We start from the raw sequence: 13,007 nt of genomic DNA on the forward strand, positions 1-13,007 counted from the left end.
CCGGTGGTCCGGCGGGGTCGGGCAGGTGCTGCGGTGCGGGTCGCCGGAGGGTCAGCGGACGACGGTGTAGCCCGCCTCCGCGACGGCGGCCTCTGCCGCCGCGATGTCCAGCGGCCCCTCGCTGCTGACGAAGACCTCGGAGGCGCCGCCGCTGTTGAGCTCGACACGGACGTCGGTGACGCCGGACACCTCCTGCAGCTCCTCGGTGACGCTGCTGGCGCAGTGGCCGCAGGTCATGCCGGTGACGACGATCTTGTAGGTCTGGTCCTGGGCGGGTGCGTTCATGTCGTGCTCCTGTGGGTGAGGGTGTGGGTCAGCTGCGCACGAGACGCGCGATGGCGGCCGAGGCCTCGGTGACCTTCACGGCCGCCGCCTCGTCCGACTCCCGCGCCGCGTCGATGACGCAGTGCGAGATGTGGTCCTCCAGCAGGCCGAGGCTGACCGCCTGGAGAGCCTTGGTGGCCGCACTCACCTGGGTGAGCACGTCGATGCAGTAGGTGTCGTTCTCGACCATCCGGGCGATCCCTCGGACCTGACCCTCGATGCGGGCGAGCCGCTTGAGGTAGTCCTCCTTGGTGCCCGCGTATCCGTTCACAGCCATGCACCAATTATACCCCCCTTGGGTATTTGGTCCAAGTGTGACCTCCGGGAGGGCCCGCGGCACGTCGCGCGGTCACCGGCAGGAGACCCGAGGCGGTGCTCAGCCCTCAGGGGCCAGGTCGGGGTCGAACTCGCAGAAGCTCTCGTAGTGGTCACCGGTGAAGTACCAGTGGTCCGGATCCGTCTCCTCGAAGCCGCCGGTCACGATGCGCCGCGCTCCGCGGTGGTCCAGGCCGGGCGTCTCGACGGTGAACTCGCGATAGTAGTCCCGGTCCTCGTCGGGCAGGATCCCCTCGCGGTTCTGGAACCGCACGCCGTCGTTGCGCGGATAGTCATAGGGACCGCCGGCCTCGATGTCGTCGATGACGGGCAGGGCGGTCGCCGGCAGGTCGAGCACCTCACACTCGGGTATGCCGGGTGCTCCCAGGGAGGGTCGGCTCTCGTCCGTGGGGGTCGGGTCGGGCGAGGACGACCCATCGGGGGGTGTCGAGGGGGTGGTCCCCGTCCCTGGTGTGGGGGTCCCGGCGCCTGAGGTCGGCGGCCCGGACGCACCGTGCGGCGTCTCCCCGTCGGCGGGGGTCAGGAGGTCGCCCGGTGCGCCTCCCTCCTGCTGGGTCGGTGTCTCCGCCGTGTCCTGCGTCGGGGCGGAGACGATCTGGCACCCACCGAGCAGGACCGCGAGGGCGGCGGTCGCGGCGAGGGCCCGTGCACCCCGGCCCGGCATGCGGCTCACGTGGGCTCCTCCGGGAGCGCCAGCACCCCGTGCCGCTCGACCAGGGCCACCGTCTCGAAGAGGCGGTCGCCCGGTGCACCGCCGCGCCACAGGTCCTCGCTCGCCCCGTGCAGGATCTCGGTCAGGGTGTGCCAGCCCGGCAGGTCGCTGTCCACCAGCGCCGCCGCCCCGTGGAGCACCAGGACGATGCGCTCGGACCGCGGCCACCACGTGGCCAGGTCCCGCAGCGAGTCGACCAGCGCGTCGAGGTTGCTGCCTGCGGTCTCCGGCAGGCGCAGAGCCGTGGCGACGGCGCGCTGGGCCGTGCGCAGCGAGGTGGCCGGAGGGTCGCCGTCGAGGTGGTCGGCCGACCCGGCCGCCCCGGGTGGCCGCACCGGAGACACATCCGGGTGCCCGCCCGTGGTCAGATCGGCCTCGGCAAGGGTGAACCCGGCGGAGGTGAGCGCGTGGCGGACCCGGTCGACGTCGGCGGGGGCGGCGAGGACCACCCCGCGGCCGCGAAGACCGGGCAGGACCGTGGTGACGCGGGTGGGAGCGCTCATGACAGCGGGGTGGCGAGCATCGCGTCGAGGGCGAGGGTGACCATCTCGCCGAAGCTCTGCTCCCGCTCCTGTGACGTGGTGGTGGTGCCCGTGACGAGGTGGTCGGAGACCGTGCAGACGGCCAGGGCGGCGCGGTCGTGCCTGGCGGCGAGCGTGAACAGCTCAGCCGCCTCCATCTCCACCGCCAGCACCCCGAAGTCCACGAGCCGCTCGGTGAGGTCCGGTCTGTCGTGGTAGAAGCTGTCCGAGCTGAGGAGGGTGCCGACCAGGTGTCTGACCTGCGCGGACTCCGCGGCCTCGACGGCGTGACGCAGCAGGCCGAAGTCGGCGGTGGCGGGATAGTGCAGCCCCTGGAAGCGGTGGGTGTTCATCGCCGAGTCGGTCGCGGCCGCCTGGGCGATCACGACGTCACGCAGCCCGAGACGCTCGGTGAGGGCCCCGCAGCTGCCGACGCGGACCAGCTGCTGCACGGCATACTCGCTGATCAGTTCGTTGACATAGATGGACACGGTCGGCATGCCCATCCCCGTGCCCTGGACCGACACCCGTTCACCGCGGTAGGTGCCGGTGAACCCCAGCATGCCCCGGACCTCGTTGTAGCACTCGCTGCCCTCCAGGAAGGTCTCCGCGATCCACCTCGCCCGCAAGGGGTCACCGGGCAGGAGGATCCGCGGGGCGACCTGGTCGGGCCGGGCGGCGATGTGGGTGCTCACCGACCCAGGGTATGCGGTGTGGGGCCGCGGTCTGCCGCCCACCACGGCCGGTGGTCGGGGTGTGAGGATGTGGCGGTGTCTATCCACGTCCACGGAGCCCGCCTGCACAATCTGCGCGACGTCGAGGTGTCGATCCCGCGCAACCGGCTGGTCGCCGTCACCGGTGTCTCGGGGTCCGGCAAGTCGTCGCTGGCGTTCGGGACGATCCACGGCGAGGCGCAGCGCCGCTACTTCGACTCGGTGGCGCCGTTCGCCCGGCGGCTGATCCACACCGCGATCGACCCCCAGGTGCGCGACGTGACGGGGCTGCCGCCGGCGGTGGCGATCGAGCAGCGCCGGGCGACGCCGTCCGCGCGGTCCACCGTCGGGACGATCACCACGACCGGGAACACCCTGCGGATGCTGTGGTCGCGGTGCGGGGTCTACCCGCCGGACGTGGCGCCGATGGACTCCGACCACTTCTCGCCCAACACGGCAGTCGGTGCCTGCCCGGAGTGCTCGGGCCTGGGCACCGTGCACCGGCCGACCGAGGCGACGATGGTGCCCGACCCCTCCCTGTCGATTGCCGAGGGCGCGATCGCCGCCTGGCCGGGCGCGTGGCTGGGCAAGAACTACCGAGACATCGTCGCGACCCTCGGGCACGACATCGACGTGCCGTGGCGGGAGCTGCCCGCGCAGACGCGGGACTGGATCCTGTTCACCGACGAGCAGCCGGTGGTCACGGTCGTGCCCACCCGGGACGCCGACCGGATCAACCGCCCCTACCAGGGCACCTACTCCAGCGCCGCCCGCTATGTGCTGCGCACGCTCAGCGAGACCAGGAGTGCCACCCAGCGTGCCCGGGCGCTCCGGTTCGTGGAGAGCTCGCCGTGCCCCGTCTGTCAGGGCCGACGGCTCCACCCGGACGCGTTGCGGGTCAGCTGGCAGGGCCTGGCCATCGACGAGGCCCAGCACCGTCCGGTCGGCGAGCTGCTGCCGGTCCTGCGGGGCCGGCTGGAGGAGCTGCCGGACGAGGGCGGCCGCGCCGCGGAGGCGGCCGAGCGGCTGCTGCTCACCGACCTCGTCTCCCACCTGGACGTCCTGCTCACCCTCGGTCTCGGGCACCTCGACCTGGCCCGGCCGACGCCGTCGGTGTCCACCGGCGAGCTGCAGCGGCTGCGGCTGGCGACCTCCCTGCGGTCCGGACTGTATGGCGTGGTGTACGTCCTCGACGAACCCTCGGCCGGGCTGCACCCCAAGGACGTCGAGCCGCTGCTCGAGGTGCTGCGCGGGCTCGTCGCGGCCGGCAACTCAGTGCTCGTCGTCGAGCACGACATGGCGATCGTGCGGGCCTGCGACTGGGTGGTGGACGTCGGACCCGGCGCCGGCTCGCACGGGGGTGAGGTCCTCTACTCCGGTCCGGTGGCAGGGCTGCGCGACGTGCCGGAGTCGGTGACCGCGCGCTATCTGGACCAGCCCGTCCACCTGGCGCAGATCCGCACCGGAGCGCCCCGGGAGCCCTCGGGCCGGCTCGCCGTGACCGGCATCGAGCACCACAACCTGCACGGGGTGTCCGTGGAGGTGCCGCTCGGTGCCCTCACCGTGGTGACCGGCGTCTCCGGCTCGGGCAAGACCAGCCTGCTCCACGGCATACTCCGGGCCGTGGGTGGCCGGCTCGCCCGGGTGGAGGAGCAGGTCGAGGAGGCGAGCGAGGAGCCCGACGAGGCAACCGAGGGCCTGGGCGAGGCCCGGGCCACCGGCGACGGGCAGCCGACGCGGCTGGTGCGCATCACCCAGCAGCCGATCGGCCGGACCCCGCGCTCCAACCTGGCGACCTACACCGGCCTGTTCGACCGGGTGCGCACGCTGTTCGCCAGGACCCCTGCGGCGCGCGAGCGGGGTTTCACGGCCGGGCGGTTCAGCTTCAACACGGCGGCGGGACGGTGTGCGACGTGCCAGGGTGAGGGAGCGGTCTCGGTCGAGCTGCTCTTCCTCCCGGGCACCTACTCGACCTGTCCCACCTGCGAGGGCGCGCGGTACAACCCCGAGACCCTCGAGGTCACCTGGGAGGGGCGGACGGTGGCGGACGTTCTGGGGCTCACGGTGACCCGGGCCCTCGAGGTCTTCGCCGGGGAGCCGCCGGTCCACCGCGCCCTGGCCGCGCTGGAGGCACTCGGCCTCGGCTACCTGACGCTGGGTCAGCCGGCCACCGAGCTGTCCGGCGGTGAGGCGCAGCGGATCAAGCTGGCCAGCGAGCTGCAGAAGGAACGGCGCTCGCCGACGCTGTACCTGCTCGACGAGCCCACCTCGGGGCTGCACCCCGCCGACGCCCACCGGCTGCTGGCGACACTGCACGCCCTGGTCGACGCCGGGCACACCGTGGTGGTCGTGGAGCACGACGCCGCGGCCCTGGCCACCGCCGACTGGGTGCTCGAGCTCGGGCCGGGTGCCGGGGAGGACGGGGGTCGCGTCCTGAGCGCCGGACCCGTGAGCGGGTGGCGAGACTCGTACGCGCAGTAGGGCTTAAGCAGACCAAATCTTTACTGATTGGCCACCATGCTGTCGTCCGGGCCGGGCTAGATTGCAAGCTGGCGGACCCGTGCCGCCGCTCCTGTCTCAGCTGCTAGAGGGTTTTTCCCGCCGGGGCAGGAACCAAAGCCCGAGAGGGTCGGTCTCAACGAGTGAGTCCCTGAGGGAGCTTGCGGGGGCCTTCGGGTGACGAGGAGGTGGGCGATGCGACGGCTCATGAGCGTGATGGCCGCGACGGTGCTGGCGGCGACCGTGGCCGGCTGCGGGTCCGGGGACGACCCCGGCCCGGTCAGCACGAGCGGTGACAGCGCCGCCGAGACCTCCGTGGCCGCTCCCCCTGCCACCCCGGACGACGACGTGGAGACGACCGCGCCGCCTGCCGCGGACGCGACCGAGGACGCTGCGGCGGCCACTGCCGCCGCGCCGAGCCTCCCGGCGCTCGAGGACGCCGACCAGCGGGCGGCCGCCGAGGCGGTGGTGTCCTTCTGGGCGCTCCGTGACCGCCTCTCGCAGGACCCCGAGATCAAGGTCCAGGAGCTGGCCTCCGTGGCCCGCGGGCAGGCCGTCAGCCAGACCGTCTCCACGATCCAGGCGCAGCGGGATGAGAAGTCGGTCCAGGGAGGCGACACCGTGGTCACGGTGGAGGCCGTGGAGACGGTGGTGGAGGGCGAGCGCTATGCCGTCACCGTCTGTCTTGACCTCACCGACGTGGAGTTCGACGGCGAGAAGCCCGACCGCAGTGACCTGGGTGGTGACCTCCAGCGGATCACGTATGCCGTGCAGTCGGGGGCCACGAGCCAGGACCAGTTCTTCGTGACGGAGGATCCGATGGAGTACGAACCGTGCGCGCCCTGAGGCTGGTCCTGCTGGTCGCGGCCGCCTTTCTGCTGCTGGCGCCGCTCGCGGCCGTCGCCCCGGCGGAGGCGTCGCCCGTCCGGTGCGCCCCCGGCGAGGTCCGGGACCCGGTGAGCGGGAAGTGCGTCATCAAGATCACCCCGCCGGACCCACCCTCCGACCCGTCCCCCGAGCCACCCGGCGGCGGGGACCCTGTGCCACCACCGCCCCCGGACCCGCGCTGCTTCGAGACCGCCCACGGCACGGAGGTCCCGTGCACGCTGGCCCACGGCTGGCACTGGGTGCAGGGGATGAACTACTACGCCCGGCTCCTCGACCCGCAGCCGCCGCACACCGACCCGGTGTGGGAGGGGCACCTGGACGGTGCCATCTACGAGATCGGCATCTGGATGGGCAACCCGCGTCTCGACCCGGGGCTCTTCGGGTGGCGCTGGTTCCCGGACCCGCCGTGGGCGAACCCGCCCGACCCGCGGGACCTGGCCGAGGACGCGACCAGTGAGATGTCCCTCCGGGGCATCGACATCGGGATCGTGCCCGACGACTCCCCGGGCAGCGTCGGTCTGCTGGGCCTGCCCACCTGGATGTGGGCGGACGGTCCCATCGAGGAGAACATGGGCCCGATCACCCGGTCCGCGTCCGCCGGTGGCTACACGGTGACCGCCACGGCGGTCGTCGACAAGGTGGTCTGGGACATGGGCGACGGCACCGAGGTGACCTGTGAGGGCCCCGGCACCGTCTATATGGACGTCTACCAGGACTCTGACTCCCCGACCTGCGGGCACCGCTACCAGGAGACCGGAACGTATGACGTGACCGCGACGTCGCACTGGGTGATCAACTGGGCCGGAATGGGACAGAGCGGGACCATCGAGATGCAGGTCGAGAGCCGCACGACGGTCGCGATCGGGGAGGCGCAGGTGCTCAACCAGGCGCCGTGACCGAGCAGGAACCGACCACCGGCCAGGCGTCCAGGGGAAAGGGATGAGCATGGCGAAGCAGAAGACCGCAGAGCAGGCCAGCGGCGGCGGCACCGCTGGCCAGGAGGCCGCGGACCAGGAGATCACTCCGGCCTCGCTGCCCGCACCACCGAAGCTCCGTCGGCGACCCCTCCTGGTGCTCGGCGGGCTCGCGCTCATCGTGACCGGCGCGCTCCTCGGTGCCTGGGCCTGGCTGGCGATGAGCGAGTCCAGTGAGGTCGTCGCGGTCCGGCACACCGTCATGCGTGGTGACACCATCGGCGCCGAGGACCTGATGACCGTCCAGATCAGCCCCGACCCGGCGCTCCAGGTGGTGCCGGGGGCAGAGCTGGACGCCTTCGTCGGGCAGCGCGCGGCACGGGACATGAGCGCCGGCTCGCTCGTGACGCGGGAGTCGGTGACCACCGAGGTCGTCCCCGGAGCCGGGCAGTCCGTCGTCGGCCTCGCGCTGGCGCCGGCCCTGATGCCCGGTGAGCCCCTGCAGGTCGGTGACGCGGTGCGCGTCGTGGGCACCGCTGGTCTCCAGGGCGACCCGGCTGCGCTGGAGCCGACCACCATCTTCGACGCCGAGGTGGTCGACGTGACGACGGCCGCCGACGCCAACGGGACCACCGTCGTGTCCGTCCTCGTGGCCGAACGGGACGCGGCCACGGTGGCCCGGTGGGCGGCCTCCGGTCGCGTGGCCCTGGTGCTGGACAGCCGCGAGGTGGGCTGACATGGCCGTCATCACGCTGACCTCCGCCTCCGGCTCCCCGGGGGTGACCACCACCGCTGTCGGGCTCGCCCTGAGCTGGGCCCGCCGGACGATCCTGCTCGACGCGGACCCGACGGGCGGCTCCTCCATCCTGGCGGGCTACCTGCGGGGGCAGATGGTCCCTCCGGACGCGCTGGTGGAGCTCGTCGTCGCCCAGCAGCAGGGCCGGCTGCGCAGCACGATCCCGACGGTGACGATGCCCCTGCCCGAGTCGCAGGTCTCCCTCATCCCGGGGCCCCGCGCGCACCACCAGGCCCACGGCCTGACCGGCCTCTGGGACCACCTCCTGGCCGCCCTCAAGGATCTCGCCCCGACAGGTCAGGACACCATCATCGACCTGGGCCGGCTCGGGCTGTCGGGCTCCGCGATGCCCCTGCTCTACGGCTCCGACCTGGCCCTGGTGGTCTGCCGGTCGGACCTGGTCTCCCTGTCGGGGGCCCGCTCCTGGGTCTCCACCCTGCGCTCGGAGTTCGAGCAGCTGGGGGCCGCCAACGCCCTCGGCGTGCTCCTGGTGGGCCCGGGCAACCCGTACGCCGCCGACGAGGTGAGCAAGGTCCTGGGCGTGCCGGTCACGGCCGCCCTGGACTGGGACCCCCGGGCCGCGGCCGCGTTCTCCGCCGGTGCCTCGGCGCGCAAGCTGTCCACCAGCCCGCTCGTGCGTTCGCTGCGGGGGGCTGCCGGCGTGATCACCAGGACGGTGGAGGCCAACCGCGCGCACCTGGTCGGCGACGCGACGCCGGAGGCGTCATGACCACGGACACCGAGCAGTTCCTCTCCGAGCAGGGCGGGGCCAGCACAGACCCCACGGCGCTGCCGCTCTTCGGCGGCGCCGCGTCGGTGGACGAGACCCGACCCGGCCGCAACCGCGGGTCCTTCGTCCTCCCGGGGAGCAGCTCCGCCGCGTCGACGACACCTGGCAGCACCCGACCGTCCGGGGCTACGCAGTCCTCCGGGACCGGCCAGCACCCCGGCACCGGCCAGCACCCCGGCAGCGGGCAGGTCTCGGCCGCACCGCACGGCTTCACCGGAGGGACGACCACCTCGGCGGGTGACTGGCGCGCCAGCGACCAGATCGACTGGCAGCTGGTGGCCATCCTGCGTCAGCAGACCGCCGACCGGCTGAGCCAGGAGAGCACCGGCAGCGCCGAGGACCGCGTCCTGCAGCGCGAGCGCGCCCGCGCCATCGTCTACGACCTGCTCTCCCGCGAGTCCACCGAGCGCGCCCGCGCCGGCACCGAGGCGTGGAGCACCGTGGAGCAGGACCGGCTGGCGCGCGCCGTCTTCGACGCGGTGTTCGGGCTGGGACGCCTCCAGCCGCTGGTGGACGACCCAGAGGTCGAGAACGTGATGATCTTCGGGCACGACCGCGTCACGCTGGAGATGACCGGTGGCCGCCAGGTGCAGGCGGCACCCGTCGCCGACTCCGACGAGGAGCTGCTCGAGTTCCTGGCCTTCGTCGCCACCCGGTCCGAGGTCAACGCCCGACCCTTCTCCCCGTCGCACCCGCGGCTCCACCTCCGGCTGGACGGAGGCGCCCGGTTGGCCGCCCAGGCCTGGGTGACGCCTCGACCGCAGGTCGTCATCCGCCGGCACCGGATGACCGAGATCAGCCTGGAGGACATGGTCGGGCTCGGGGCGCTCACCCCGGTCGCGGCGTCCTTCCTGGGCGCTGTCGTGCGCAGTGGCCGGTCCATCGTGGTCTCCGGCGCCCAGGGTGCGGGCAAGACGACGGTGGTGCGGGCCCTGTGCAACGAGATCCCGCGGCACGAGGTCATCGGGACCTTTGAGACCGAGTACGAGCTGCACCTGCACGAGCTCCCCGAACGGCACCCGTACTGCTTCGCGTGGGAGGCCCGACCAGGTTCCGGAGAGGTCGGTCCCGACGGGCGCAAGGCGGGCGAGTTCACGCTCGAGGAGGCGCTGTTCGACTCCTTCCGGATGAACCTGAACCGGCAGATCGTCGGCGAGGTCCGGGGGCCGGAGGCGATGGCGATGCTCAAGGCGATGCAGTCCGGCGCCGGCTCCATCTCGACCACCCACGCCGCGCACGCGACCGGGGCGATCGAGAAGCTGGTGACCTGCGTGATGGAGGCCGGAGAGCACGCCACGCACGACTTCGCGGTGCGTGCGGTGGCGGCCGGCATCAACGTCATCGTGCACGTCACCAAACAGACCGACCTGGACCCGGACGGCACCGCATGGGTCCACCGCTTCGTGTCCGAGATCGTCGCCGTGACGCCGGGTGAGGAGCACATGGGCTACGCCACGACCCACATCTTCAAGGCACCACCGGGGGTGCAGCAGGCGCGGCCGGCCGTGCTCCCCGAGGAGTTCCGCGACCTGGGACGCTTCGGGTTCGACCTCGGCAGCTTCGTGGAGCAGCAGGGCGGTGCGCTGACATGAACCCGGTCGTGCCCGCGCTGGCCGGTGCCCTCGTCGTCGGCGGCCTCCTGGCGTTCGGCTACGGGTTGGTGCCGCGGCTCCCGCGGCCACCGGCACCGCGCCGCGGACCGGGTCGGCTGCCCCGGATGGGCAGTCGCACGCGCACCCTCCTGCTCGTGGGCGTGGGTGTCGGTGTGCTCGTCGCGATCCTGACCGGCTGGATCGTCGCGGTCGTCGTGGTGCCCGCCGCCGTCGCCGGCCTGCCGCTCCTGCTGGCCGCCCCGGCGGCCAAGCAGGAGCTCGCACGGCTCGAGGCGATGAACGAGTGGGTGCGGTCGGTGGCCGGCGTGCTGACCGCGGGTGTCGGCCTGGAGCAGGCGCTGATCACCTCGCTGCGCTCGACACCGGACCCGATCCGCCCCGAGGTCTCGCGCCTCGTGGGGCGGCTCCGCGCGAGGTGGGACACCCAGTCGGCGCTCCGTGCGTTCGCCGACGACCTGGACGACCCGACCGGTGACCTGATCGCCTCCAACCTCCTGCTCGGCGCGCGCCGCCGGGGCGCCGGCCTCTCCCAGGTGCTGGAGGCGCTCGCCGAGTCCGTCACCGACGACGTCAAGGCGCGCCGGGAGATCGAGTCCGACCGTGCCAAGCCCCGGGGCAACGCCCGCCTCATCACCTTCATCTCCCTGGCCGTGCTGGGCGTGCTGTCGCTGTCCGGCAGCTACATCGAGCCCTACAGCACGCCGCTGGGCCAGGTGGTGCTGCTGATGCTCCTCAGCGGCTACGTCGGCTCGCTCCTGTGGATGAAGGCGATGTCCCGCTCCAAGCCGATCCCGAGGTTCATCGGGTCACACCTGAAGGCGTCCGCGTCGTGACCGGGCTGCAGCTGGTCATCGCGGCCGGTTCACTGGTCGGCCTGGGTCTCACGGTGCTCCTGTGGCGCTGGGTGCCCGCCGAGCCGGACCTGGGCGAGACGCTCAACCGGCTCTCACCGGCCGGGGCCCGATCGGCCCAGGCCCACCGCACGCGGCAGTTCAGCAGGTCCGACGACGTCAGGGACGTGCTCGGCACCTACGGTGAACGGGTCCTGCCCGCGCGTGTCTGGGGGTCCGTCTCGTCCGAGGACCTGGCCATCCTGCGGATCACCCCCACCCGCTACTACGGCGAGAAGCTGCTCTTCGCCTTCATCGGGCTGCTCTCGGGGCCGATGCTCACCATCGTGCCGATGATCGCGTGGTCCGGCATCCCGATCTACGTCCCGGTGGTGGCCTCGCTGGGACTCGCCGCAGGACTCTGGTTCCTGCCCAACTACAACGTCCTCGACGACGCACGCAAGGCGCGGCTGGAGTTCTCGCGCGCCCTCGGTGCGTTCATCGACCTCGTCGCCCTCGAGCGTGCGGCCGGCTCGGGCCCGCGCCAGGCGATGGAGGCGGCCGCCACCGCAGGCGACTCCTGGGTGTTCCGGCGGATCAGCGAGGAGCTCGCCCGCACCCGCTGGTCCGGCACGACACCCTGGGAGGCCATGCGTCAGCTCGGTGACGAGTTCGGCGTCGTCGAGCTGCACGAGCTGGCCGACATCGTCCGCCTCTCCGGCGAGGAGGGTGCCCAGATCTACGGCCAGCTGCGCGCTCGTGCGGCGAGCATGCGCTCGGCCATGCTCATCGAGCAGAAGGCCGAGGCCAACAAGGTGAGCGAACGGATGGTCCTGCCCACCAGCCTGATGGTGCTGATCTTCCTCGCGCTCCTGCTCACTCCCCAGATGCTCCGCCTGCTCGGGGGGTAGGCACGACCAGACCACTCCCGACCAGCCGAACCGTCCGGCGACCTCAGATACCCGTTGAAAGGTGACACCCATGAAGAAGTCCACGATCAACCTCCACACCCGCCTCCGCGGGCACCTGCTGCACCTCCGCGAGGAGGGCGCGGCCGCGCGTGAGCGCGGCGGCATCGGCGTCGAGTACGTCGTCATCGCCGTCGGTGTGTTCGCCCTGGCCACCCTCATCATCGCCGGCATCACCGCCTGGGCCACCGGCAAGCTCGAGATCCTGACCTGATGCCGACCGGGCAGGTTGACGCACCCCGGCTCCCCGGGCGGTCCCGCATGCCGCGGGCCCGGTCCGGGGAGCGGGGGTCGGTCAGCGTGGAGACGATGATCCTCCTGCCCCTCCTCTTCCTGTTCATGTTCCTGGCCGTGCAGGGCGGCCTGTGGTTCCACGCCCGCAGCGTCGCCCTCGGCGCCGCGCAGGAGGGAGCCCGGGTGGCCGGTGCGGAGAGCTCCTCGGCGGCCGCCGGTGCAGCGGCGGCCGCGAGCTTCGTCGCCGACGCGGGCGGCGAGGGCGTCCTCCTGGGCGCCTCCACGACCGGCTCACGCAACGCGACCACCGCCACGGTGACCGTGACCGGCGAGGCCCAGAGCGTCATACCCGGATGGACACCCGGCATCGTCCAGTCCGCGAGCGTCCCCGTGGAGCGGGTGACCGGATGAGTGCCCTGACGACGCACGGTCGACGCGGCCGGGCCACCGGGGCGGAGCGGGGCTCGCTCTCGGTCGAGATCGTGATCCTGGCCCCCGTGCTGCTGCTCTTCGTGCTCATGGTGGTCTTCGCCGGCCGGTGGTCCATCGCCCAGCAGGGTGTGCAGTCCGCCGCCGCCGAGGCGGCCCGTGCCGCCTCCATCGCGCGCTCTCCGGGCGAGGCCTCGGGAAGCGCCCGCGAGGCCGCCCTGACCTCGCTGACCAACCAGGACCTCCGCTGCTCCACGCAGACCGTCGTCGTCGACACGGCCGGTTTCGCCGGCGCGCCGGGGACCCCCGGCACGGTCAGCGCCACCGTCACGTGCGTGGTCGACATGCGCGACCTCGCCGTCCCCGGAGTCCCCGGCACGCGCACCCTGACCGCGACCATGTCGTCTCCGCTCGACACCTACCGAAGTCGTCAGGGGTGA

At 72.6% G+C, this 13,007-nt stretch carries 16 protein-coding genes; 11 read left to right on the forward strand and 5 right to left on the reverse strand.

Features of this window, described 5'->3' with window-relative positions:
• Positions 1-51 precede the first annotated feature (51 nt).
• From DA085_RS07780 to deoD, 5 genes are all read right to left on the reverse strand, one after another.
• Positions 52-285: a heavy-metal-associated domain-containing protein gene (locus DA085_RS07780; protein ID WP_109472400.1), complete on the reverse strand. Its 234-nt coding sequence runs from the start codon at positions 283-285 to the stop codon at positions 52-54.
• 28 nt (positions 286-313) lie between these two features.
• Positions 314-595, reverse strand: coding sequence for a metal-sensitive transcriptional regulator (locus tag DA085_RS07785; protein ID WP_109472401.1), 282 nt, complete (start codon positions 593-595; stop codon positions 314-316).
• 105 nt (positions 596-700) lie between these two features.
• The gene (locus DA085_RS07790; protein ID WP_109472613.1) at positions 701-1,324 is read right to left on the reverse strand and encodes a guanyl-specific ribonuclease; all 624 of its coding nucleotides are present in this window, start codon (positions 1,322-1,324) and stop codon (positions 701-703) included.
• Between the two features lie 5 nt (positions 1,325-1,329).
• Positions 1,330-1,875, reverse strand: a complete 546-nt coding sequence (locus DA085_RS07795) for a barstar family protein (RefSeq protein ID WP_109472402.1) — start codon at positions 1,873-1,875, stop codon at positions 1,330-1,332.
• On the reverse strand, positions 1,872-2,588 hold the full coding sequence (gene deoD / locus DA085_RS07800) for a purine-nucleoside phosphorylase (protein ID WP_109472403.1): 717 nt from the start codon (positions 2,586-2,588) through the stop codon (positions 1,872-1,874). The genes DA085_RS07795 and deoD overlap by 4 nt, the downstream gene beginning before the upstream one ends.
• A 69-nt stretch (positions 2,589-2,657) precedes the next feature.
• On the opposite strand from deoD, the gene DA085_RS07805 reads away from it, so the two are divergent.
• The 11 genes from DA085_RS07805 to DA085_RS07855 all read left to right on the forward strand — a co-directional run bounded on the left by DA085_RS07805 (position 2,658) and on the right by DA085_RS07855 (position 13,007).
• Positions 2,658-5,087 carry an excinuclease ABC subunit UvrA gene (locus tag DA085_RS07805; RefSeq protein ID WP_109472404.1) on the forward strand — a complete coding sequence of 810 codons (2,430 nt, stop codon included), beginning with the start codon at positions 2,658-2,660 and terminating at the stop codon, positions 5,085-5,087.
• Between the two features lie 213 nt (positions 5,088-5,300).
• Complete coding sequence (locus DA085_RS07810) at positions 5,301-5,951, forward strand: hypothetical protein (RefSeq protein WP_109472405.1); 651 nt, start codon at positions 5,301-5,303, stop codon at positions 5,949-5,951.
• Positions 5,939-6,889, forward strand: coding sequence for a hypothetical protein (locus DA085_RS07815; protein WP_109472406.1), 951 nt, complete (start codon positions 5,939-5,941; stop codon positions 6,887-6,889). Before DA085_RS07810 ends, DA085_RS07815 begins: the two co-directional genes overlap by 13 nt.
• Before the next feature lie 49 nt (positions 6,890-6,938).
• Positions 6,939-7,643 (forward strand): SAF domain-containing protein, encoded by a 705-nt coding sequence (locus DA085_RS07820; RefSeq protein WP_237565378.1) that lies wholly within the window; start codon positions 6,939-6,941, stop codon positions 7,641-7,643.
• A gap of 1 nt (position 7,644) precedes the next feature.
• Entirely contained in the window at positions 7,645-8,433 is a 789-nt protein-coding gene (locus tag DA085_RS07825; protein ID WP_109472407.1) for a CpaE/TadZ family protein, read from the forward strand.
• Complete coding sequence (locus DA085_RS07830) at positions 8,430-10,085, forward strand: TadA family conjugal transfer-associated ATPase (protein WP_109472408.1); 1,656 nt, start codon at positions 8,430-8,432, stop codon at positions 10,083-10,085. Before DA085_RS07825 ends, DA085_RS07830 begins: the two co-directional genes overlap by 4 nt.
• A complete protein-coding gene (locus tag DA085_RS07835; protein ID WP_109472409.1) occupies positions 10,082-10,939 on the forward strand; it encodes a type II secretion system F family protein in 858 nt (285 codons plus the stop codon). The genes DA085_RS07830 and DA085_RS07835 overlap by 4 nt, the downstream gene beginning before the upstream one ends.
• Entirely contained in the window at positions 10,936-11,847 is a 912-nt protein-coding gene (locus tag DA085_RS07840; protein ID WP_109472410.1) for a type II secretion system F family protein, read from the forward strand. Before DA085_RS07835 ends, DA085_RS07840 begins: the two co-directional genes overlap by 4 nt.
• Before the next feature lie 70 nt (positions 11,848-11,917).
• The gene (locus tag DA085_RS07845; RefSeq protein WP_109472411.1) at positions 11,918-12,118 is read left to right on the forward strand and encodes a hypothetical protein; all 201 of its coding nucleotides are present in this window, start codon (positions 11,918-11,920) and stop codon (positions 12,116-12,118) included.
• Positions 12,118-12,549, forward strand: coding sequence for a TadE/TadG family type IV pilus assembly protein (locus DA085_RS07850; RefSeq protein WP_237565379.1), 432 nt, complete (start codon positions 12,118-12,120; stop codon positions 12,547-12,549). The genes DA085_RS07845 and DA085_RS07850 overlap by 1 nt, the downstream gene beginning before the upstream one ends.
• A complete protein-coding gene (locus tag DA085_RS07855) occupies positions 12,546-13,007 on the forward strand; it encodes a TadE/TadG family type IV pilus assembly protein (RefSeq protein WP_109472413.1) in 462 nt (153 codons plus the stop codon). The genes DA085_RS07850 and DA085_RS07855 overlap by 4 nt, the downstream gene beginning before the upstream one ends.

The organism is Ornithinimicrobium cavernae (genome assembly GCF_003121625.1).
Taxonomy (GTDB): Bacteria; Actinomycetota; Actinomycetes; order Actinomycetales; family Dermatophilaceae; genus Ornithinicoccus; species Ornithinicoccus cavernae.